At 74.0% G+C, this 19,024-nt stretch carries 19 protein-coding genes and 1 riboswitch; of the genes, 11 read left to right on the top strand and 8 right to left on the bottom strand.

Annotation, left to right across the window (positions count from 1 at the left end):
• Nucleotides 1–14 precede the first annotated feature (14 nt).
• Both AC1UE5_RS12660 and AC1UE5_RS12655 read left to right on the top strand, forming a co-directional pair.
• On the top strand, nt 15–443 hold the full coding sequence (locus tag AC1UE5_RS12660) for a secondary thiamine-phosphate synthase enzyme YjbQ (protein ID WP_482924243.1): 429 nt from the start codon (nt 15–17) through the stop codon (nt 441–443).
• On the top strand, nt 440–1,108 hold the full coding sequence (locus AC1UE5_RS12655; protein ID WP_482923804.1) for a class I SAM-dependent methyltransferase: 669 nt from the start codon (nt 440–442) through the stop codon (nt 1,106–1,108). Before AC1UE5_RS12660 ends, AC1UE5_RS12655 begins: the two co-directional genes overlap by 4 nt.
• Here AC1UE5_RS12655 and AC1UE5_RS12650 read toward each other — a convergent pair.
• Nucleotides 1,105–1,878, bottom strand: coding sequence for a Type 1 glutamine amidotransferase-like domain-containing protein (locus AC1UE5_RS12650; protein ID WP_482923802.1), 774 nt, complete (start codon nt 1,876–1,878; stop codon nt 1,105–1,107). The two genes, AC1UE5_RS12655 and AC1UE5_RS12650, sit on opposite strands and share 4 nt — an antisense overlap.
• Nucleotides 1,879–2,583, bottom strand: a complete 705-nt coding sequence (locus AC1UE5_RS12645) for a Type 1 glutamine amidotransferase-like domain-containing protein (RefSeq protein ID WP_482923800.1) — start codon at nt 2,581–2,583, stop codon at nt 1,879–1,881.
• 83 nt (nt 2,584–2,666) lie between these two features.
• On the opposite strand from AC1UE5_RS12645, the gene AC1UE5_RS12640 reads away from it, so the two are divergent.
• Nucleotides 2,667–3,317, top strand: coding sequence for an MBL fold metallo-hydrolase (locus tag AC1UE5_RS12640; RefSeq protein WP_482923798.1), 651 nt, complete (start codon nt 2,667–2,669; stop codon nt 3,315–3,317).
• A 3-nt stretch (nt 3,318–3,320) separates the two neighbouring features.
• Here the strand turns inward: AC1UE5_RS12640 and nucS are convergent, their stop codons facing one another.
• On the bottom strand, nt 3,321–3,998 hold the full coding sequence (nucS, locus tag AC1UE5_RS12635) for an endonuclease NucS (RefSeq protein ID WP_482923796.1): 678 nt from the start codon (nt 3,996–3,998) through the stop codon (nt 3,321–3,323).
• 333 nt (nt 3,999–4,331) lie between these two features.
• Nucleotides 4,332–4,412: riboswitch (cyclic di-GMP riboswitch) on the top strand.
• Between the two features lie 39 nt (nt 4,413–4,451).
• Here nucS and AC1UE5_RS12630 point away from each other — a divergent pair.
• Nucleotides 4,452–4,994 carry a CAP domain-containing protein gene (locus AC1UE5_RS12630; RefSeq protein ID WP_482923794.1) on the top strand — a complete coding sequence of 181 codons (543 nt, stop codon included), beginning with the start codon at nt 4,452–4,454 and terminating at the stop codon, nt 4,992–4,994.
• A gap of 56 nt (nt 4,995–5,050) precedes the next feature.
• Here AC1UE5_RS12630 and AC1UE5_RS12625 read toward each other — a convergent pair whose 3' ends face one another.
• Complete coding sequence (locus AC1UE5_RS12625; RefSeq protein WP_482923791.1) at nt 5,051–6,307, bottom strand: tetratricopeptide repeat protein; 1,257 nt, start codon at nt 6,305–6,307, stop codon at nt 5,051–5,053.
• A gap of 64 nt (nt 6,308–6,371) precedes the next feature.
• On the opposite strand from AC1UE5_RS12625, the gene ettA reads away from it, so the two are divergent.
• From ettA to AC1UE5_RS12600, 5 genes are read left to right on the top strand one after another with little or no spacing between them, the layout of a single operon-like run.
• Nucleotides 6,372–8,027: an energy-dependent translational throttle protein EttA gene (gene ettA, locus AC1UE5_RS12620; protein WP_482923789.1), complete on the top strand. Its 1,656-nt coding sequence runs from the start codon at nt 6,372–6,374 to the stop codon at nt 8,025–8,027.
• 30 nt (nt 8,028–8,057) lie between these two features.
• Complete coding sequence (locus AC1UE5_RS12615; RefSeq protein WP_482923786.1) at nt 8,058–8,888, top strand: SDR family NAD(P)-dependent oxidoreductase; 831 nt, start codon at nt 8,058–8,060, stop codon at nt 8,886–8,888.
• A 38-nt stretch (nt 8,889–8,926) separates the two neighbouring features.
• Nucleotides 8,927–9,796 carry a MauE/DoxX family redox-associated membrane protein gene (locus tag AC1UE5_RS12610; RefSeq protein ID WP_482923783.1) on the top strand — a complete coding sequence of 290 codons (870 nt, stop codon included), beginning with the start codon at nt 8,927–8,929 and terminating at the stop codon, nt 9,794–9,796.
• Nucleotides 9,789–10,358, top strand: a complete 570-nt coding sequence (locus AC1UE5_RS12605; protein ID WP_482923781.1) for a hypothetical protein — start codon at nt 9,789–9,791, stop codon at nt 10,356–10,358. The genes AC1UE5_RS12610 and AC1UE5_RS12605 overlap by 8 nt, the downstream gene beginning before the upstream one ends.
• Entirely contained in the window at nt 10,352–11,842 is a 1,491-nt protein-coding gene (locus tag AC1UE5_RS12600; RefSeq protein WP_482923778.1) for a hypothetical protein, read from the top strand. The genes AC1UE5_RS12605 and AC1UE5_RS12600 overlap by 7 nt, the downstream gene beginning before the upstream one ends.
• Before the next feature lie 3 nt (nt 11,843–11,845).
• Here AC1UE5_RS12600 and AC1UE5_RS12595 read toward each other — a convergent pair whose 3' ends face one another.
• Complete coding sequence (locus AC1UE5_RS12595) at nt 11,846–12,511, bottom strand: HAD family hydrolase (protein ID WP_482923776.1); 666 nt, start codon at nt 12,509–12,511, stop codon at nt 11,846–11,848.
• A gap of 37 nt (nt 12,512–12,548) precedes the next feature.
• Between AC1UE5_RS12595 and AC1UE5_RS12590 the strand changes: the two genes are divergently transcribed.
• Complete coding sequence (locus AC1UE5_RS12590; protein WP_482923774.1) at nt 12,549–13,349, top strand: acyl-CoA thioesterase; 801 nt, start codon at nt 12,549–12,551, stop codon at nt 13,347–13,349.
• On the top strand, nt 13,346–13,831 hold the full coding sequence (locus tag AC1UE5_RS12585; RefSeq protein ID WP_482923771.1) for an Rv1443c family protein: 486 nt from the start codon (nt 13,346–13,348) through the stop codon (nt 13,829–13,831). The genes AC1UE5_RS12590 and AC1UE5_RS12585 overlap by 4 nt, the downstream gene beginning before the upstream one ends.
• On the opposite strand, the gene AC1UE5_RS12580 is transcribed toward AC1UE5_RS12585, so the two are convergent.
• The 3 genes from AC1UE5_RS12580 to AC1UE5_RS12570 form a co-directional block, all read right to left on the bottom strand.
• Nucleotides 13,821–16,598 (bottom strand): choice-of-anchor I domain-containing protein, encoded by a 2,778-nt coding sequence (locus tag AC1UE5_RS12580; RefSeq protein WP_482923767.1) that lies wholly within the window; start codon nt 16,596–16,598, stop codon nt 13,821–13,823. The genes AC1UE5_RS12585 and AC1UE5_RS12580 overlap by 11 nt on opposite strands.
• A gap of 112 nt (nt 16,599–16,710) precedes the next feature.
• Entirely contained in the window at nt 16,711–17,904 is a 1,194-nt protein-coding gene (locus AC1UE5_RS12575; RefSeq protein WP_482923765.1) for a low temperature requirement protein A, read from the bottom strand.
• Nucleotides 17,901–18,959, bottom strand: coding sequence for a M20/M25/M40 family metallo-hydrolase (locus tag AC1UE5_RS12570; RefSeq protein WP_482923763.1), 1,059 nt, complete (start codon nt 18,957–18,959; stop codon nt 17,901–17,903). Before AC1UE5_RS12570 ends, AC1UE5_RS12575 begins: the two co-directional genes overlap by 4 nt.
• Nucleotides 18,960–19,024: the final 65 nt, after the last annotated feature.

Genomic DNA, 19,024 nt, shown 5'->3' with positions numbered 1-19,024 from the left:
GTAGTGTCGTGGACGTGTGGACCCAGCGCGACATCCAGCTCCGCCCGCGTGAGCGCGGCTTCCACCTGATCACCCGCGAGATCGCCGAGGCGACGCCCGAGCTGCGCGACCTCGAGGTCGGCCTCGCGCACATCTTCATCCGCCACACGAGCGCCGGCCTGACGCTCAACGAGAACGCGTCGCCCGACGTGCGCGTGGACTTCGCGTCGTGGTTCGACCGCGCGGTGCCGGAGAACGCGCCGTTCTGGACGCACACCGACGAGGGCCCGGACGACATGCCGTCGCACATCAAGTCCTCGCTGCTCGGGCCGTCGCTGACGCTGCCGGTGCGAGACGGGCAGCTCCACCTCGGCACGTGGCAGGGCGTCTACCTGTGCGAGCTGCGCGATCACGGCGGCCCCCGGCGGCTGACGATCACGCTGCAGGGCCAGGCGCGCGGGTGACGGTCTACGGCGGGCTCGTCGCGCAGGCGGGCCTGTCCGCCAGCCACCGCGTGCTCCTCGACGCCGTGCCCGACGGCGCGCGGGTGCTCGACGTGGGCTGCGCCGAGGGCTACCTGGCGCGGGAGCTGACCGCGCGCGGCTGTGAGGTCGTCGGCGTCGAGGCGGACCCGGCGGCCGCGGGTGTCGCGGCGCTGGCGTGCGCGGCCGTCGTCAGCGGGGACGTCGAGGACGCCGCGATCCGCGCGCAGGTCCCCGCCGCGCCGCCGTACGACCGCATCCTGTTCGGCGACGTGCTGGAGCACCTGCGCGATCCGGGCGCGGTGCTGGGGTGGGCGCGGGAGCTGCTCGCGCCGGACGGGCGCGCCGTGGTCTCGCTCCCCAACATCGCGCACTGGACCGCGCGGCGGGCGGTGCTGCGCGGGCGCTTCCCGCAGGAGGACCACGGGCTGTTCGACCGCACGCACCTGCGCTTCTTCACGCGCACAACCGCCCGCGCGCTGGTCGAGGACGCAGGCTTCGTGGTGGAGCGCGAGGCGTTCGCCCCCGCGCCGCTGCCGCTGGAGAGCCGCGTGCCGGCGCTCGCCCGGTTCGGGCCCGCGCTCGTCGCGCGCCGGCCGGAGCTGTTCGCGCTGCAGGTCGTGCTGACCTGCCGCCGCCCCGGCTAGCGCCTGCTGGAGCCGTAGCGCAGCGACCGCAGCTCCAGGACCTCGAACGGCGCGGTGCGGGCGTCGCTGGGCCGCTCGCGCACGGTGAGCTGCTCCACCACGAGCGGCGTGCAGCCGTCGGGGCGGACCTCGATGGCGCCCGCGCGCGGCCGCGACGACACCGCCTTGACGAGCTGGTCGTCGCGGAAGAGGAGCCCCACGCCGTCGTCGGCCGCCCAGCCCGGCGGGAGCGCGCCGCTGCGCACGGCGTCGAGGTAGACCGGCCGGCGCGCCGGCTCCCCGTCGAGGTGGACGCTGAGCGAGTGCGGCAGCAGCCCCAGGCCGCGAGCGGGCTCGGGCCGGCCGCTGGAGGTCGTGACGCCGCCGCGGAACCAGCACATCGCGCCGGCGGAGATGCCGGCCAGGACGGTGCCCTGCTCCCACGCGCGGCTCAGGATCTCGTCGACGCCGTGCTCCCGCCAGATCGCCAGCAGGTTGCGCAGCGAGCCGCCGCCGACGTAGACGATGTCCTGGCCGAGCAGGTGCTCCTCGACGTCGATCGGGTCGCGGCCGAGGCGGAAGAGCGAGACGTCCGTCGGCGTGCACGGGCGGTCGCCGTACGTGGCGTAGAAGCGGCGGACCTGCTCGTCGGCGTCGCCGGACGCGGTGGGCAGCAGGCAGATGCGCGGATCGGGCGCGTCGGCGAGCGACAGGATGAACTCGTCCAGCGCGGGGTTGTCCGGCTCCATCGTGAAGCCGCCCCCGCCCATGGCGAAGATCGTCCGGGCCACTTAGGCGGCCACCGCCACGGGTCCGAGGAAGTGGGAGTCGAGCTGGGTCATCTCGCCTGGCGCGACACGGTACGCCTTGGCCTTCGGCCGCGACGTCACGACGCGGTGCAGCTCGGAGCCGACGAAGTGCAGCGCGGCGCTGTCCTCGACCGCGTAGCCCGGCGTCATCCCGTCCTCGATCAGCTCCCGGTAGGCCTCCAGCCGGCGCGGCTCGGCGTCGACGTGGACGCAGTTCGAGTACGGGAGCAGGCCCAGGCCCTCGATCGGCGCCGGCGGGCGAGACTGGTTGTACATCGTCACCGCCTCGCTGAACCAGCACAGCGAGCCGGCGCTGAGGCCGGCGAGGATCGCGCCTCGGCGCCACGCCTCCGCGAGCACCTCGTCGAGCCCGTGCGCGCGCCAGACGCCGAGCAGGCTCGTGACGTTGCCGCCGCCCACGTAGATGATGTCCTGGCTGAGCAGGTGCTCCTCCGGGTCCGGCGCCGTCCGGTCGCGCCGGAAGAGCGAGATGTGGCTCGGCTCGCACCGCCCAGGGTCGAACGCGCGGTAGAACCGCACGATGTAGTGATCCGCGTCCCCGCTCGCGGTCGGCAGGAAGCACACCTTGGGGCGCTCGGCCTGCGGAAGGCCGAGGACGTAGTCGTCGAGCAGGGGGTTGCCGGCCTCCATCGAGAACCCGCCGCCGCCGAAAGCCACGATCTGCACCCGATCAAGGGTGAGGCCGGCGTGGCCGGGCGTCATCGTCCACGCGGTCCAAAGTCGGTCGCCGGTCGGTAGGGTCCGGCCGCATGTTGCAGGTGGCTGACGGTGTCTGGCAGATCCCGCTCGCGCCGCGCGAGTCGGTCAACGCGTATCTGCTCGGCGACGTGCTCGTCGACGCGGGGACGAAGGGGATGGGCAAGAAGCTCCCCGGGAAGCTGAGCGGGCGGACCGTCGCCGCGCACACGCTCACGCACGGCCACCCGGATCACGCGGGCGGCTCGAAGGCGGTCGTGGAGGCGCTCGGCATCCCGTTCTGGGCGCCGGCCGGCGACGCGGAGAACCTGGCGCTCGGGCGCGCCGGCGACCCGGCGGGCGGGCGGTTCGGGTGGCTCAAGGACATGAACGGCAAGCTGCCGGCGATCCGCGCGGACCGGACGCTGTCCGAGGGCGACGAGGTCGCGGGCTTCACCGTGCTCGACGTCCCCGGTCACTCCAAGGGCCACATCGCGTTCTGGCGGGAGTCCGACCGCCTGCTGGTCTGCGGCGACGTCTGGTTCAACATGCTCTTCCCGCGCCTGAAGCCGGGGCTGCGCGCGCCGTTCGACTTCGTCACGGCCGACGTGCCGCAGAACCGCGGGTCGATGCAGAGGCTCATCGACCTGCGCCCCGACGTCGTGTGCTTCGGCCACGGCCCGGTGCTCCGGGACGCCGCCGACAAGCTCCGCGTGATCGAGTAGGCGCTAGGCCGCGAAGAGCGTGAGATCCGGCTCGCGCTCGCCGCGGAGGACCGCGAGGTCGACCTCGACGCAGCGGATGCCGCGCGAGCCCGCGAGGACGCGCGCCTGCGGCTTGAAGACCTGCGCGGCCAGGACGCCCTCGCAGGCGGCCATCGCCGGGTCGAGCCGGATGCGCTCCAGGTACCGGTTGAGCTGCTCGACCGCGTCGATCGTGCCGACGCGCTTGATCTCGACCGCGATCCAGCCGTCCTGCTCGTCGCGGCACATGAGGTCGACCGGCCCGATGTCCGTCGGCCACTCGCGGCGCACGAGGCGGAAGCCCTCGCCGCACCAGTGCGGCTGGTCGGCCAGCAGCTCCTGCAGGTCGCGCTCGACGCCGTCCTTCACGAGGCCGCCCGTGGACTCGGGCTCGCCCATGTCGTGGGTGACGTCGTGGAGCACTTCGTGGAGCTTGATCTCCAGCCGGTCGTCGCCCTTGACCTTGCGAACGGTGATGCGGCCGTCCTTCTCGTCGATCGCCGTGGGCGCGGTCATCCAGTTCAGCGGCTTGTAGCCCCCGACGTCGGCGTGGACCATGACGGACCCGTCGGCCTTGATCATGAGCAGGCGCAGGGCTTCGGGGAGGTGGGCGGAGAGCCTTCCGGAGTACTCGACCTCGCAGCGGGCAACGATCAGACGCATCGCCCGTTGACGGTAGCCAGGCGGCCAGATGGAGCTTCGCAGCGACCCCGCACGCAGCGCGATTTCGTCGCGGAAGCGCCGGGCGGTCAGCACGTGGTGACGGGAAACGACATCTCGTCACGTGCAGCACGACGAGATGACGATGAGCGTCGCCAGGCGACGCTCGATGACATCTCGCGGCGCCGAGTTCTGCGACGGGCCGTGACGCCCCTTCAGCGCCTGCCGGAACGGGCCTTCCGGTCGGTGGCGCGGGGGCACTTGGACGGATGGACCAGGGGCGGTCAAAGGTCTGGACCAAGATCCGATCCCTTGAGAGACAGAACGTAGAAGCGCCCCCGAGAAAGGCACCCCCGTCGCGAGGCGGGTCCGCAAAGCCAACGGGGCTCCTGGGAGGGAGCCGGCCGGGCCGCCGAAGGGCTTGGAGGCGCACGAGGACAACAGGGGAGTCCACCTATGCGCCGTCTGACCATCGCTGCTCTTTCGACCGTCGCCCTCGCCGGCACCGCGCTATCCGCTCCGGCCGCCGAGGCCGCCTCCTGCGCCGGCGCCGACGTCAAGCCCGCGCACCTGACGACCAAGCAGGCCCGCGCCGCGACCGTCTGCCTCATCAACGTCGAGCGCCGCAAGCACGGGCGCAAGGCGCTCCGCCAGAACGCCGGCCTCGCCCTCGCCGGGCAGCGCCACGCCCGCGACATGGTCAAGCGCCGGTACTTCGCCCACGACTCCAAGTCGGGCACGCACTTCGACACGCGCATCAAGCGCGCCGGCTACCTCCGTGGCGGCGGCCGCGCGATCCTCGGCGAGAACCTCGCCTGGGGCAGCGGCAACCAGGCCACGCCGCGTCAGATCGTCCGCTCGTGGATGAACTCGCCGGGCCACCGCGCGAACATCCTCAAGCCGGGCTTCCGCGAGATCGGCATCGGCGTCGTCCGCAAGCTGCCGGTCGGCGGTACCGCCGGCGCCACCTACGCCGCGGAGTTCGGCCGCCGCTACTAGGAGGCCGCCAGGACCACCGCGCGTCAAGCGCCCGCCTCGGCGGGCGCTTCGCCGTTCTAGGCCGCGGGGCGCGCCTCGGGCAGGACCCGGGGCACCGCGTCCCGCAGGCGCGCAAGGAGGTCCTTGACCTCCTCGTCCGCGCCCAGCTTGATCGCGCGCTCCGCCGCACCGATCGCCTCGGTCGTGCGGTCGGTGCGCGCGAGCGCGAACGTGTGGCGCGTCCACGCGTCGACGCTCTCGCCGTGCTGCTTGGTCGCCTGGTCGGTCGCGCTGACCTCGCCGCCGACGTCGCCTGCCAGGTGGTAGACGGTCGCCAGGTCGAGCAGGCCGTCGAGCGACGGGCCGAGCCGGCGCGCCTTCTCCAGCGCCTCGATCGCCGCCTCGCGCTGGAACAGCTGCATCCGCAGCCGGCCCACCCGCTCCCACGCGTCGGCGTCGGCGGGCGCCCGCTCGGCGGCGCGGTCCGCGGCTTCGGCGGCGAGGTCGACGGCGCCCATGTCGGCGTAGATGCGCGACGCGTAGCGCTGTGGCGCCGGGCGGTCCGGCTCCACGCGCGCCCAGTCGCGCACGCTCCGCCCCGCCGCCTCGAGGTTGCCCGCCTGCCAGAACGACAGCGTCAGCAGGCGCAGCACGACCGGATCGGACGGCGCCGCGTCGCGTGCGTAGATCAGCCGCTTGGCGGCGATGTCGAAGTCGCCCTCGGCCAGCGCGTGCTGCGCGGCGGTGACGAACCGCTGGACGCGCTCGGCGCCGGGGTCGGGCTTGGAGAAGTCGACGAACTGCAGCGAACCGGCGGGCACGGTGCGCACGCCGATCTGGAACTTCGCGCGCGCCCACTGCTGGACGTCGTCGCCCTCGCCGGTGAAGTAGATGCCCTCGACCGTCCCGACGCCCCACTCCGGGTACGACAGGCAGCGCGCGTACTTGTGGACGACCGAGTGGTCGGGGACCTGTGAGCCGAACGGGTCGTGCTTCTTGCGATCCGCCTCGTGGGCGCGGCGCGCCTGCTCCTCCTCGTACGCCCGGCGACCGGCCTCGGCGCGCGCGGCACGGGCGGCCGCGGCGCTCACCTTCACGGCGTTCTTGGAGACCTTGCCGCCCCGGCTGTTCTCCGCCAGCGACTCGAGCTGGTCGGCCGCCTCGTTGATCGCCTTCAGGTGCCGCTCGTGCTCGTGCTGCTTGCCGGGCGGCGCGATGTCGGGGTGCCAGCGCTTCGCCATCCGCCGTCGCGCCTGCTGCACGGCCCGCTTGTCGAACGGCGGCTCGAGTTCGAGAAGCAGCAGCGACTGCTCGAGATCCAGCACCTGGGCCATCGCTCCAGGGTACCCCTCGAACCGGGTCCGGCGACCCCCGAAACCCCTCGTAGAATGGGAGGGAATGTCTTCCCAGTACGTCTTCCAGATGAACCGGGTGTCGAAGCGGTACCCGCCCGACAAGACGGTCTTCGACGACCTGACCCTCGCCTTCTACCCCGGGGCGAAGATCGGCGTGCTGGGCTACAACGGCGCCGGCAAGTCGACGCTCCTGAAGATCATGGCCGGCCGCGACGAGGAGTACCGCGGCGAGGCGATGCTCGGCGTCAACCGCACGGTCGGCTACCTGGAGCAGGAGCCCGAGCTCGACGAGTCCAAGACGGTCAAGGAGAACGTCGAGGACGGCGTCCGGGCGACCAAGGACCTGCTCGACCGGTTCAACGAGCTCTCGATGAACTACTCGGACGAGACCGCCGACGAGATGGCGCGGATCCAGGACCAGATCGAGGCCGCCGACGCCTGGAACTTGGACACGCAGCTCGAGTACGCGATGGACGCGCTCCGCTGCCCGCCGGCCGACGCCGACGTCTCGAAGCTCTCCGGCGGTGAGCGGCGCCGTGTCGCGCTGTGCCGCCTGCTCCTCTCCGCGCCCGACCTGCTGCTGCTCGACGAGCCGACCAACCACCTCGACGCCGAGTCGGTCGCGTGGCTGGAGCGGTACCTCGCCGAGTACGAGGGCGCCGTCGTCGCGGTCACCCACGATCGGTACTTCCTCGACAACGTCGCGGGCTGGATCCTGGAGCTCGACCGCGGCAAGGGCATCCCGTTCGAGGGCAACTACTCCAAGTGGCTCGAGGCGAAGGCCAAGCGCGTCGCCATGCAGGAGCGCAAGGACGCCGCCCGCGAGCGCGTCCTGAGCGCCGAGCTGGAGTGGGTGCGGACGAACCCGAAGGGCCGCCGCACGAAGTCCAAGGCCCGCCTCGCCCGCTACGAGGAGATGGTCAACGAGGAGAAGACCGTCCGCCTCGACGAGGTCCAGATCCACATCCCGCCGGGGCCGCGGCTGGGCGCGAACGTCATCAAGGTCGAGAACCTGCGCAAGTCGTTCGGCGACCGGCTGCTGATCGACGACCTCTCGTTCGACCTGCCCCGCTCGGGCATCGTCGGCATCATCGGCCCCAACGGCGCCGGCAAGTCGACGCTGTTCAAGATGCTCACGGGCAACGAGCAGCCGGACTCCGGCTCGATCGAGGTCGGCGAGTCCGTCGAGTTCGCGTACGTCGACCAGTCGCGTGAGGCGCTCGACCCGGACAAGACCGTGTGGGAGGAGATCTCCGGCGGCTACGACCACGTCAAGGTCGGCGACCGCGAGATGAACTCCCGCCAGTACGTCGCGGGCTTCAACTTCAAGAAGACCGACCAGCAGAAGAAGGTCGGGAAGCTGTCGGGCGGTGAGCGCAACCGCGTCCACCTGGCGAAGCTGCTCAAGAGCGGCGGCAACGTCCTGCTCCTCGACGAGCCGACCAACGACCTCGACGTCGACACGCTCCGCGCGCTGGAGACGGCGCTGCTCGACTTCCCGGGCTGCGCGGTGGTCATCTCCCACGATCGCTGGTTCCTGGACCGCATCTGCACCCACGTGCTGGCGTTCGAGGGCGACTCGCAGGTCGTGTGGTTCGAGGGCAACTTCGAGGCGTACGAGGAGCACCGCCGCGAGCGGCTCGGCGCCGAGGCCGACCGGCCGCACCGCATCTCGTACAAGAAGCTGACGCGCACCTGAGCGCGGTTTCCGGGTAGGGCGGGGTCGACCATGGCCCTGCCCGATCCACGTCCCGGCACCACCGTCGTCGTCACCGGAGCCTCGTCGGGCATCGGGGAGGCGCTCGCGCGCGAGCTGGCCGGCCGCGGCCACCACCTGACGCTCGTCGCGCGGCGGCGGGCCAAGCTCGCGGAGCTGGCGGCGGACCTGACCGCGAGCTGCCACGTCGACGTGGACGTACGCGCGTGCGACCTGACGAAGGACGGGCCGCGGACCCGCCTCGTCAGCGCGCTGCGCGGCGAGGGCGCGCGGGAGGTCGTCGGCCTGTGCAACGTCGCCGGCCAGGCGGCGTTCGGGCTTGTGACCGAGCACGCCGAAGAGGACGAGGACGCCGTCTTCCGCACCAACGCGCTCGCGACGCACGACCTCACGCAGCGGCTCGTGCGGGACATGGTCGCGCGCGGGCGTGGTGCGGTGCTCAACCTCGGCTCGATCGTCGCGTTCGCGCCGATGCCGCAGAACGCGACGTACGCCGCGACCAAGGCGTTCATCCAGTCGTGGTCGGAGGCCCTCCACGAGGAGCTGCGCGGCACCGGCGTCTCCTGCTCGACGGTCAACGCCGGCCCCACCCGCACCGACATCTGGGACCGCTCCGGCGCGGCCGGCGCGCCCGACACCGGCCCGGGGCTGCTGTGGAGCGACCCGGAGGACGTCGCGCGCGCCGCCGTCTCCGCGATGGCGAGCGGCGCACGCACCGCGACCCCGGGCGTGACGAACAAGCTCGCCGTCCTCGGCTACCGGCTCGCGCCGCGCACCGCGCTCCTGCCGCTCACCAAGCTCGCGCAGGGGCCCGAGGTCCGCCGCCGGCTCCTCGGCGACTAGCCGGCTGCACAGCCGCATCCGCTACCGTCGCTCGGCGCATGCTCCACGTGGTTCTCCGGTGCGCGCTGGCCGCGGTGCTCCTCGTCGCCGCCGCGTCCAAGGTCGCGCGCCCGCGGGAGTCGTCCGCCGCGCTGCGCGGCCTCGTCTCCTGGCTTCCGCTGCCCGTGCTCGTCGTGGTGGAGCTGGGGCTCGCCGTCGGCGTCGCGGCCGGGCTCGACGCCGCCGCACTGGCCGCCGCGGCGTTCCTCGCGGTGTCGGCGGGGTTGCTCGCCAACGCCCTGCGCGCGGGGCGCGCGGGCGCGCCGTGCGGGTGCTTCGGCGCCAGGTCGCGGGTGAGCGCGTTCGCCGTCGCACGGGCGGCGCTGCTGGCGCTCGCGTTCGCGCTCCTGCCGCTCGTCCCCCACGACGACCTGTCCTCGACGACCTGGCTCACGATCGGCCTGGCGATCGCGCTCGCCGCGGTCGTCGCGCTCGCCGTCGCGGTGCTCGCACTGGCGCGCGAGGTCGGCATGCTCCGCCTCGCCGTCGGCCCGCAGTCCGCGCTGGAGATCCCCGAGGAGGGTCCGCCGCTCGGCGCCGACTCCGGGCTGGCCGGCCACCTCGACCCGCGCGCGGACGCCGCGGTGCTCGGGCTCGCCGTCTTCACGAGCGAGGGCTGCCACCTGTGCCAGCGCCTCAAGCCGGCGCTGAACGCGCTCGCGCTCGACCCGCACGTGTCGCTGTTCGAGCTCGACGAGGTCCGCGACGCCGCGCACTGGGCGCGGCTCGACGTGCCCGGCAGCCCGTACGCGGTCGCGCTCGACGCGTCCGGCCGGGTGCTGGCCAAGGGCACCTTCAACTCCCTGCCGCAGCTCGAGTCCGTGCTCGCCGCGGCCGAACGCCGGAGGACGGAGCAGCTCGGTGTCTGAGCAGCACGTGACGGAGGACCTGGCGCTGAGCACGTCGCGCCGCGGCCTGCTGGCCCGCGTCGGCGCGGCGCTGCTGGGCGCGACCGCGGGCGGCGCGGTGAAGAGCGTCATCGCCCCGGGCGAGGCGGACGGCTACCACTTCTGCGGCCACATCTACACGACCGACTCGTGCCCGCACCCGACCGGCCTGCCGCGCATCGACGCGCGCGGGTACCCGATCCGCGCGAAGGACGGCAAGCGGATCGACAACGTCGGGCGACTCGTCGACCAGGCCGGGCAGCCGGTCGACGAGCGCGGCAGGCGGCTGACCGACGCGGACGGGCGCCCGCTCGCTCCCGCGCCGCGCACGCCGTTGTGCGACCAGGTCGCGGAGAAGTACGACATCACCACGGTCGTCGACGGCGCCTGGTACCGCTGCTGCGGCGGCAACGTGCGCAAGCTCGTCGACTGCTGCACGACCCACAAGAAGCGCATCAACGGCGACACCGCGCTGACGGGCTACTGCTACAAGGGCCGCAAGGTCTTCTGCGTCATGTACTACGACACCAAGGTGCCGTGCTGACCTGGGTGCTCGCGACCGCCGCGTTCGTGGCGGGCCTCACCGGCGCCTGGTCGCCGTGCGGCTTCTCGATGGTGTCGACGCTGGGCGAGCACGCGCGCGGGCGCGTCGCCACGTTCTGGGCGTGCCTGGCGTTCGTGCCCGGCGCGCTCGTCGGGGGCGTCGTGACGTTCGGGGCGCTGGCCCTGGTCGGCTCACTCCTGGGTGGTGGGGAGACCGCGCTGGCCGTCGGCGCCGCGCTGGCCGCGGTCGCCGCCGTCGCGGAGCTGAGCGGCGTCCGCATCGCGCCGCAGATCCGCCGCCAGGTGCCTGAGCACTGGCGCCGCCGGTGGCCGCTCCCGGCCGCGGCCGCCGGCTACGGCGTGCTCCTCGGGCTCGGCTTCACGACGTTCGTCCTGACGTTCGCGGTGTGGGCGCTGGCGGGCGTGTCGGTGGCGGTCGGCGACGTCGGCACCGGCGTGGCGATCGGCGTCGCGTTCGCCGCCGGGCGCTGCCTGCCCGTCGTCGTGCTCGCGCCCTACGCCCAGCGCCCGCTCGGCTTCCGGGCGACCGAGCTGATGGCCGAGCGGCCGCTGATCTACCGCGGCTTCCGCTTCGCCGACGGGCTGGCGCTGGCCGCCGTGGCGGTCGCGCTGGCGGGCGCGAGCCCGGCCCACGCGGCGACGAAGGCGTTCGTCGACGCGGCCGGCGACCCGAGCGTCGCGGGCGCCGAGCTGGCCTGGAAGGTCCCGGGCGGGGCCGGCGTCGTGCAGGGGCCGGGCGGTACGGTCGGCTTCCCGGCCGAGCGGCTGGCGATCGGCGGCGGGCTGCTCGCGGTCGCGACCGGGACGACGGTGAACGTGACCGAGCGGGCCACCGGCACGCCGCGCCTGACCCTGACGCTGCCGACCGCCGCGAGCGCGGTCGCGGTCTCGGACGGGTACGTCGCGCTCCGGCGTGCGACCACGGGCGGCGAGGTGATCGAGGTGGCGTCGCTGGGCGACGGGATACGGCAGGTCGTGGCGACCGTCCGCTCCCCCGCGCAGCTCGGCCGGCCGGCGCTCGACGGCGGCCGGGTCGTGTTCCACGTCGCGGGGCGGAAGGAGAGCCGCATCGACACCGTCGACGTGGTGAGCACCGCGCGCCGCACCCTGCGCCGCGACACGCGCTCGACGTACACGGACCCGGCGCTCCTCGGCGACCGGCTGCTCTACGTGCAGACGACGCAGTACGAGCAGCGCCTCGTCCTCGGCAGCCTGAGCAGCACCAGCGGCGGCCGCGAGCTCCTGGCCATCGCGCCCGCGATCACCGCCGACAAGGGCTACTCGACCGACCACGGCCCGCACCGCCCGGGCATCAAGCGCCCCCAGCGGCTGCCCAAGGAGGGCCCGCCGGGCACCACGACGACGCTGTCGACGACGGCCCTCGCGCCCGACGCCGCGTACGTCACGCGCCTGCGCGAGCGCGATGGAGCCGTGCGCTCCGCCCTCCTGCGCGTCCCCCTGTAGCGGTCAGCGCGGCGCGAGCAGCGGCGCCAGGTCGACAGCCGACGTGACGACCGCGTCGGCGTCCGCGAGGTCGTCGGCCGAGTAGGGGCCGGTCGCGACCGCGAAGCAGCGCACGCCGTCGGCGCGGGCGCACGCGATGTCGAGCGGGGTGTCGCCGATGACGATCGCGTCCTCGGGCGGGATGCCGCCGGCGCGGGCGCGGGCGATGCCGGGGAGGTCGGTGCGGTCCTCGCTGTCGGACGCGAAGCCGCCGTGGCCGCGCGCGAAGTAGTGGCCGATCCCCGCCCGCTGGAGCTTGCCGCGCGCGATCGCCTCGAGGTTGCCGGTGACGAGGGAGAGGATCACGTCGTCGCGCTCGGCCAGGTCGCGCAGCAGGTCGTGGACGCCCGGCGCGACGGTGCCGGAGAGGTCCTGCGTGTGGCGGCGCGCGTACTCCTCGGCGGCGACGCGCTTGAGGTCGGTCAGGCGCGCGTCGAACCGGTCTGCGGAGAGGCCGAGCTGCAGGCAGATGTCGCGCGCGATCTGCGGATCGGTGCGGCCGGCGGCGGCCACGCGCGCCTGCTCGGGCTCGCGGATGCCGTGCACGCGGCGGATCGCGGCATGGATCGCGTCGCGGTGGTCGTCGACGGCGCGGATGAGCAGCGTGCCGTCGATGTCGAAGAGGAGCAACGTTGGCTGACCCAAGGGCCTCATATTCTCCCGCTTCGTGCGTTTCGACGAGGAAACGGCCCTCACCGCAGCGGCGGACGGGTCGTACGAGGGCGCCGTCGCAGACGGCTGGAACACCCCACGCGGGCCGCTCGGCGGCTACGTGATGGCGATCATGCTGCGGGGCATGATCGAGGCGGTCGGCGATGTCGCGCGGCAGCCGCGCTCGTTCACCGTCCACTTCCTCCGCCCGCCCGTGCCCGGTCCGATCCGGGTCGAGCCGGTGGTGGAGCGTGCGGGCCGCTCGATGTCGACCGTCACCGCGAAGCTGATCCAGGGCGAGAAGACGGTCGCACTGGGCGTCGGCGCGTTCGCGGGCGCGTACCCGGGCGAGGGGTTCGACGACGCGCCCATGCCCGACGGCGTCGAGCCCGCCGATCCGTCGCGTCCGCCCGCCGTCCCTCCGGGCACCGAGAACGCGCCGCCGTTCACCCAGCACCTCACGATGCAGCACCGGTTCGGCGACCATCCGTTCACCGGCTCGGACCACGGGCTGATCGGCGGCTGGCTCGCGCTGCGCGAGGAGCGCCCGGTCGACGCGCTGTCGCTCTGCGTCTTCGCCGATGCCTGGTTCCCCGCCCCATGGCCGCGCCTGAAGCGGCTCCAGCCCGCGCCGACGATCGACCTCACCGTGCACTTCCGCGCGCCGCTCCCTTTGGCTGACGTCCCGATCCTCGGCCGCTTCCGCTCGACGCACCTGCGCGACGGGTTCTTCGAGGAGGACGGCGAGCTGTGGACGCCGGACGGCACGCTCGTCGCCCAGTCGCGCCAGCTCGGCCTGCTGCTCGACCCGCTGTGAGCTCGAGCGCGACGATCACCGTCACCTCGCGGCTGCCGGCCCCGCCGGCGGTCGTGTGGGCGCACGCGTCGTCGATGGAGGGCGTGAACTACGAGCTGCGGCCGCTCGTGAAGATGACCGTCCCGGCGGAGCTGCGCGGGCAGACGCTGGAGGAGGCCGTCGCGTTCGAGAGCGTCCTGCTCGCCGGCGGCGTCCTCCCGTTCGACCGCCACCGGCTGCGGGTGGTCGAGGTGCGGCCGGGCCGCGGCTTCCAGGAGCGCTCGACGTCGCTCCTGCACAAGCGGTGGGACCACGACCGCACGATCGTCGCCGACGGCGACGGCTCGCTGCTCACCGACCGCGTGACGTTCGAGCCGCGGTTCGGCAGCGCCGGGCTCGAGCGCGCGGTCGTGGCGGCGATCTTCCGCCACCGCCACGAGCGGCTCACCGAGCGCTTCCGCCCCCCGGTGAGCCGCCGCGGCGGCGCCGTCGCTAGAGCGTGACCGCCGTCGTCGTGGCGCCGACGCGCAGCGTGTAGCGGCCGGCCGGCAGCCTGCGCGTCGCCTTCAGCGTCGCCGTGCCGGACTTCACCGTGCCGCGGGCGACGGTGCGCCCGTTGCGGGTGAGCCGCGCGGCGCGGGCCTTCGACGACGAGGCCTTGACCGCGGCGCAGCGGACGCGGGAGCCGCGCACCGTGCAGCGGAGCGTCGCGCCGCGCGGGCCGCGATCGCCCTTGGCGCCCTTCGCGCCGGCGGGACCGGCCGGGCCTGCCGGACCGACGGGACCCGCAGGCCCGCCGGCGCCCTGCGGACCGCCCGCGCCGGCGTCGCCCTTCGGCCCGGCGTCGCCCTTCGGCCCCGCATCGCCCTTGCCGCCGTCCGCGCCGTTGCGCACGGCGGTCACCGCGGCGGTCGTGGCGCTCGCGACGCCGTCGGGGCTCGTGGCCGTCACGCGGCAGGCCAGCGCGCGGCCGACGTCCTCGCCCGTGACGACGTACGCCGTGCCCGTCGCACCGCCGATCGGCGCCCCGCCGCGCAGCCACTGGCGCGACAGCGTCCCGCCGCCGCTCCACGTGCCGTCCGCGCAGGTGAGCGCCTCACCGACGACCGCGCTCCCGCCCAGCGACGGCGCCGCCGTGTTGGCCGGCGGCGTGAGCTGCGCGACGCGGCGCAGGTCGCTGTTGCCGAGCCGCCGGTTCGCGTTGACGACCCACACGTCGCCGTTCGCGGTCCGCGCCAGGCCCGACGGGCCCTTCGTCGAGCGCATCGTGCTCGCCGCGATCGTCGCCACCGTCGTCGGCGCGCCGAGCGTCGTCCCCGCGCCGGCCGGGGCCGCGTACCGCGCGACCGTCGCGTCGGCCTTCGCCTCCTGCGACTGGTTGAACGCCGTCGCCTGCGTGAGCAGGAGCAGGTCGCCGTTGGCCGCCAGCGCGAGGTCGTTGACCACGGTCGGGACCGGCGTCGGGATGGTCAGCTCGGTCGCCACGCCGCCGACGACGCGGAAGACCTTCGGCGATGCCGAGCGCGAGACCGCGTAGACCGTCGCGCCGTCCGCCGACACCGCGACGCCCGCCGCGGCGGTGACGCCCGGCAGGTCGACCGCCTGCGCCTCCGCGCCGTCCGCGCCGAGCCGCACCAGCTCCTTGCCGGACGTGGACGTCGCGGCCCAGAAGCCGCCGCCGGCCGCCGGCTCGACGTCCTGCAGCCCGCCGACCGCGGACTCCGCGATCGCCGCGCGCGGCGCCAGGCCGTTCGCACCGCCGACGGCGACGGTGGCGATCCGGTTGGGCTGGTTCGCGTCGGCCATCAGCAGCGTCGCGCCGTCGGCGGCGACCCCGAGGCCGCGCGCGTCGAAGAACGGCGCGTCGTCGGACGCGATCAGGGGCCGCGTCGCGTCCGGCGCCGCGGTGCGGCGGAAGGCGCTGATCGTGGCAGGCGCGGCCGATGCCTCGTCGGCGCTCAGCACCCAGCCGCGCGCCAGCGCGACCGCGGCCTCGGGCTCCGGCCCCGTCGGCAGGTGCGTGACGACCTTCGGCGCGTTCTTGTCGGTGATGTCGTAGACCGCCACGGGCGCCGCGCGCTCGTTGGCGACGAAGGCGTACTCGCGGTTGCCGTACACCTGGAGATCCAGGCCCTCCGGCTCGGAGCCCGCGTTGTCGCTGCGCGTGTCGTCGAGGAAGCCGTAGTCGGCAAGCGCGCGGTCGTACGCGCCGCCGACGTCCGCGAGCAGCTCGCCCTGCGGCGTCCAGATCGCGAAGTCGCGCGTGCCCTGGTTCTCGTCGCCGTCGTCGCCCTCGCTCTCGTTGGCCGTGACGAGCGCGCTGCCGTCGGCGGTCCACTTCACCGCGTCCGGCTCGCGCTGGTTCGTGTCGAGCTGCGTGAACGCGAAGGCGCCCGAGTCGAGCAGGTCGGCGCTGAACGTGCGCGTGCCCGCCGAGAACAGCTGGTCGGCGCCGATCTCGGCCGGCGGCGCGTCGGCGTCGAACACCGCGATCGCGTTGTTCTCCTGCAGCGTGACGACGACCTCGTTGCGCGCGTTGAGGTCGACGTACTCCGGCTCGACGTTGAAGACGTCGAGCGTCGGCGTCGGGTCGTCCTCGCGCGCGCAGTCGGTCTCGTCCTCCGGGTCGAAGTTCGTCTCGACCTCGTCGACGATCTCGGGCGCGGTCTCGTCGATCGGCACGTTGGTGCTCGTCCACGTCGCCGGCGTCGCGCCGGACAGGTTCAGCACCTCGACCGACCCGTTGACGCCCGGCGCCTCGTCGTTGCGGCACTCGGCCTCGACCGCGACGGCGCCCCGCTCCCCGGCTCCGGGGGCGACCGCGATGGAGTCGATCCCGCTGGCGACCGGGATCGCCTCGTCGATGCTGCCGTCGGCGAGATCCACGACGACGACCGCGTCGTCGACCGGGCCCGCGGGCGCCTCGGGGTCCGCCGTCTGGACGGCGAGCAGCGCGTACGCGTTGCCCTTCGTCGCGACCGACGTCACCGCGGCCACGGTCACCGCGCCGAAGTCCGCGTCCGCCTCGATCGCGGTCGCCAGCGCCGCCGCGTCGATCGTCGTCTGCGTGGTGACCGCCGGCAGCGCGCCGACGTTCAGGATCAGCACGCCGGTGCCCTGCGTCGCGACGAGCTTCTGCTCGTCGGCGGAGGGGGCGATGATCTCGGGCGACGACGGCAGCTCGAGCGCGGGCGCGACGGCCCAGCCGGGCTCGGCGGCGGAGGCGGCGGAGGGCAGGGCGGCGAGCGTCGCGGCGAGCGCGAACGCCACGGACAGCGGACGGTGAGGCAAGAACGATCCTTCGTTCGGGGCGGGAACGGCGCGACCCTAAGGTCGCCCGAAGCCGCCCGCCAGACCGCTTCACACGATCGTCACCGGACGGTCACGCCGCGCCGTGGCGCGCGCGGACGGCCGCGCGCTGCTCACGGTCGTGCAGCGTCTCGTACGTCGTGAAGACGACACCGACCCCCAGCAGGCACGCCAGCGCGAGCAGGCCGGACGTGCTCGTCGCGACCGGGAAGACGGCCAGGCACGCCAGGGCCGCGACGACACGCGGGACCGAGATCGTGCGCGTGAGGCGCAGGCGGAAGGCGACGTGGGCGAGCGTGTAGAGCGCCAGGCCGCCGCACAGCGCGACCGCCGGCACGTCCTTCATCGGGTCTCCCGTGTGCTCGAGCACCTTCTTCACGCCCAACGCGAAGAGCACGATGCCGGCCGTCATGGGCAGGTGGAGTAGCCCGTACGCGTCCCGCGCGATCCGCAGCTGCGCGATGCCCTCCGCCGACGTGAAGCGGCGCTCGGCGTCGAGCGCGGGGACGTCGAAGTACGCCCACCAGATCATGCACGTGATCCCGAGCGCCAGCACTGCCGCGACGATCTCGCTGGCGCCCAGCTCGAGGCCCTCCAGCCCGACGCCGACCGCGACGATCGACTCGCCCATCGCGATGATGACGATGAGGCCGAACCGCTCGGCGAAGTGCGCGGCGTGCACGTGCCAGCCCGCGACGCCGGCGCCGAGCACGATCCCGTAGTCGAGCAGGACGGCGGCGACCCACAGCAGGTCGCGCGCGGTCCCCTCGAACGCCACCGCGCCGAGGATGATCAGGCCCGAGCCGGGGATCAGCGAGCGCAGCAGGCTCCACACCACGCGGGCCAGCGCCGCGTCCCCGCGCGCCGCGAGCGCGTAGAGCGCCACGTGCAGGAGCCGCGCGGCCAGGTACGCGCAGCCCCACAGGACGCCGTCGTCGGTGAACGCGCCCGGCGTCGCCAGCGCCATGACCAGGAACGCGCCCATCGCCGCGAACATCACGATGCGCGTCAGCGCCTGCTCGGGATCGACGGTGCTGGTCAGCCACGTGTACGCCGCCCACGCCCACCACATCAGCGCGAGGATCAGCATCCCGCGGGCCATGCCGGTGAACGACGGGTCGGCGGCCATGAAGGCCGTGACCTGGGTCAGCGCGAAGACGAAGACCAGGTCGAAGAACAGCTCCAGGGGCGAGACGCGCGCCTCGCCCCTGGCCCGCACCACGGGGACCCGCGTGCGCGACGGCCCCTGTGGTGCGGTGACGCTCATCGGACGAAGCTCGTCTCGGCCGTCAGCTTCTGCGCGAACGCCGCGATCAGCTTCGCCGCGTCCTCGACGTCGGACAGCTGCATCAGCTCGACCGGCGAGTGCATGTAGCGCAGCGGGATCGACACCAGGCCGGTCGCGACGCCGCGGCGGCTGAGGTGGAACGCGTCGGCGTCCGTGAACGACTGGCGCGGCGACGCCTCGGCGGTCCAGCCCATGCCGAGCTCGTCGGCGGTGTCGCGCAGCAGGTCGATGACCAGCGGGTGGAAGATCGAGCCGACGTCGATGATCGGGCCCTTGCCGAGCCCATGGTCGCCGTGCGGGCGCTTGTCGAGCCCGGGCGCGTCCATCGCGTGGCCGACGTCCACGGCGATCGTCACGTCCGGCTGCAGCCCGTACGCGGTGGTGGTGGCACCGGCGAACGTCGTCTCCTCCTGCGCCACCGCGCACGCGACCACGTCGCCCGGCGCGCCGCCGGCCTCGGCGACCAGCCGCGCGGCCTCGAGCGCGACGTAGCACCCGAGCCGGTTGTCCATCGCGCGCGACGCGACGCGCCCGTTGGGGAGCACGACCGGCTCCCCCGCCACGAGCGCCCAGTCGCCGACCCGCACCCGCGAGCGCGCGTCGTCGCCGTCCTTGGCGCCGATGTCGATGTGGAGGTCCTTGAGCTTGGGCGCCTTCTCGCGCTCCTCGGCCTCCAGCAGGTGGATCGGCTTCTTCCCGACCACGCCCGGGACCACGCCGTCGCGCGTGTGCAGGTCGACGCGCTGGCCGACGAGGTTGACCGGGTCCCAGCCGCCCACGCCGCCGAACCAGAGGAAGCCCTCGTCGTCGACGTGGGTGACCATCAGCCCGATCTCGTCGATGTGGCCGACGATCGCGAGGGTGGGGCCGCCGGCGGTGCCCGCCACGGTCGCGGTGGAGGAACCGACGAGGTCGGAGCGGACGTCGTCGGTGAAGGTCTTGGCCGCGGCCTGCCAGACGGCGGCGGCGGTCCGCTCGCGACCGGACGTGCCGGGCGCCGTGAGCAGGTTGCGGAGCGTGTCGGGAAGCGGCACGCGCCGAGGGTAACGAGGGCGGTCGCCGCGCGCCAACCGCGGCGCGCGACGACCGGTCAGCTCGT

The sequence above is a fragment of the Parviterribacter multiflagellatus genome (genome assembly GCF_056863265.1).
The sequence above is the reverse complement of the archived record's forward strand: the minus strand, read 5'-3'. Positions and strand labels throughout refer to the sequence as shown.

What these genes read in the sequence shown, in the direction of transcription:
- AC1UE5_RS12640 (WP_482923798.1), top strand. Translation starts at nt 2,667, where the DNA reads ATGTTGCAGGTGGCTGACGGTGTCTGGCAGATCCCGCTCGCGCCGCGC.
- ettA (WP_482923789.1), top strand. Translation starts at nt 6,372, where the DNA reads ATGTCTTCCCAGTACGTCTTCCAGATGAACCGGGTGTCGAAGCGGTAC.
- AC1UE5_RS12615 (WP_482923786.1), top strand. Translation starts at nt 8,058, where the DNA reads ATGGCCCTGCCCGATCCACGTCCCGGCACCACCGTCGTCGTCACCGGA.
- AC1UE5_RS12630 (WP_482923794.1), top strand. Translation starts at nt 4,452, where the DNA reads ATGCGCCGTCTGACCATCGCTGCTCTTTCGACCGTCGCCCTCGCCGGC.
- AC1UE5_RS12625 (WP_482923791.1), bottom strand. Translation starts at nt 6,307, where the DNA reads ATGGCCCAGGTGCTGGATCTCGAGCAGTCGCTGCTGCTTCTCGAACTC.
- AC1UE5_RS12610 (WP_482923783.1), top strand. Translation starts at nt 8,927, where the DNA reads ATGCTCCACGTGGTTCTCCGGTGCGCGCTGGCCGCGGTGCTCCTCGTC.
- AC1UE5_RS12575 (WP_482923765.1), bottom strand. Translation starts at nt 17,904, where the DNA reads ATGAGCGTCACCGCACCACAGGGGCCGTCGCGCACGCGGGTCCCCGTG.
- nucS (WP_482923796.1), bottom strand. Translation starts at nt 3,998, where the DNA reads ATGCGTCTGATCGTTGCCCGCTGCGAGGTCGAGTACTCCGGAAGGCTC.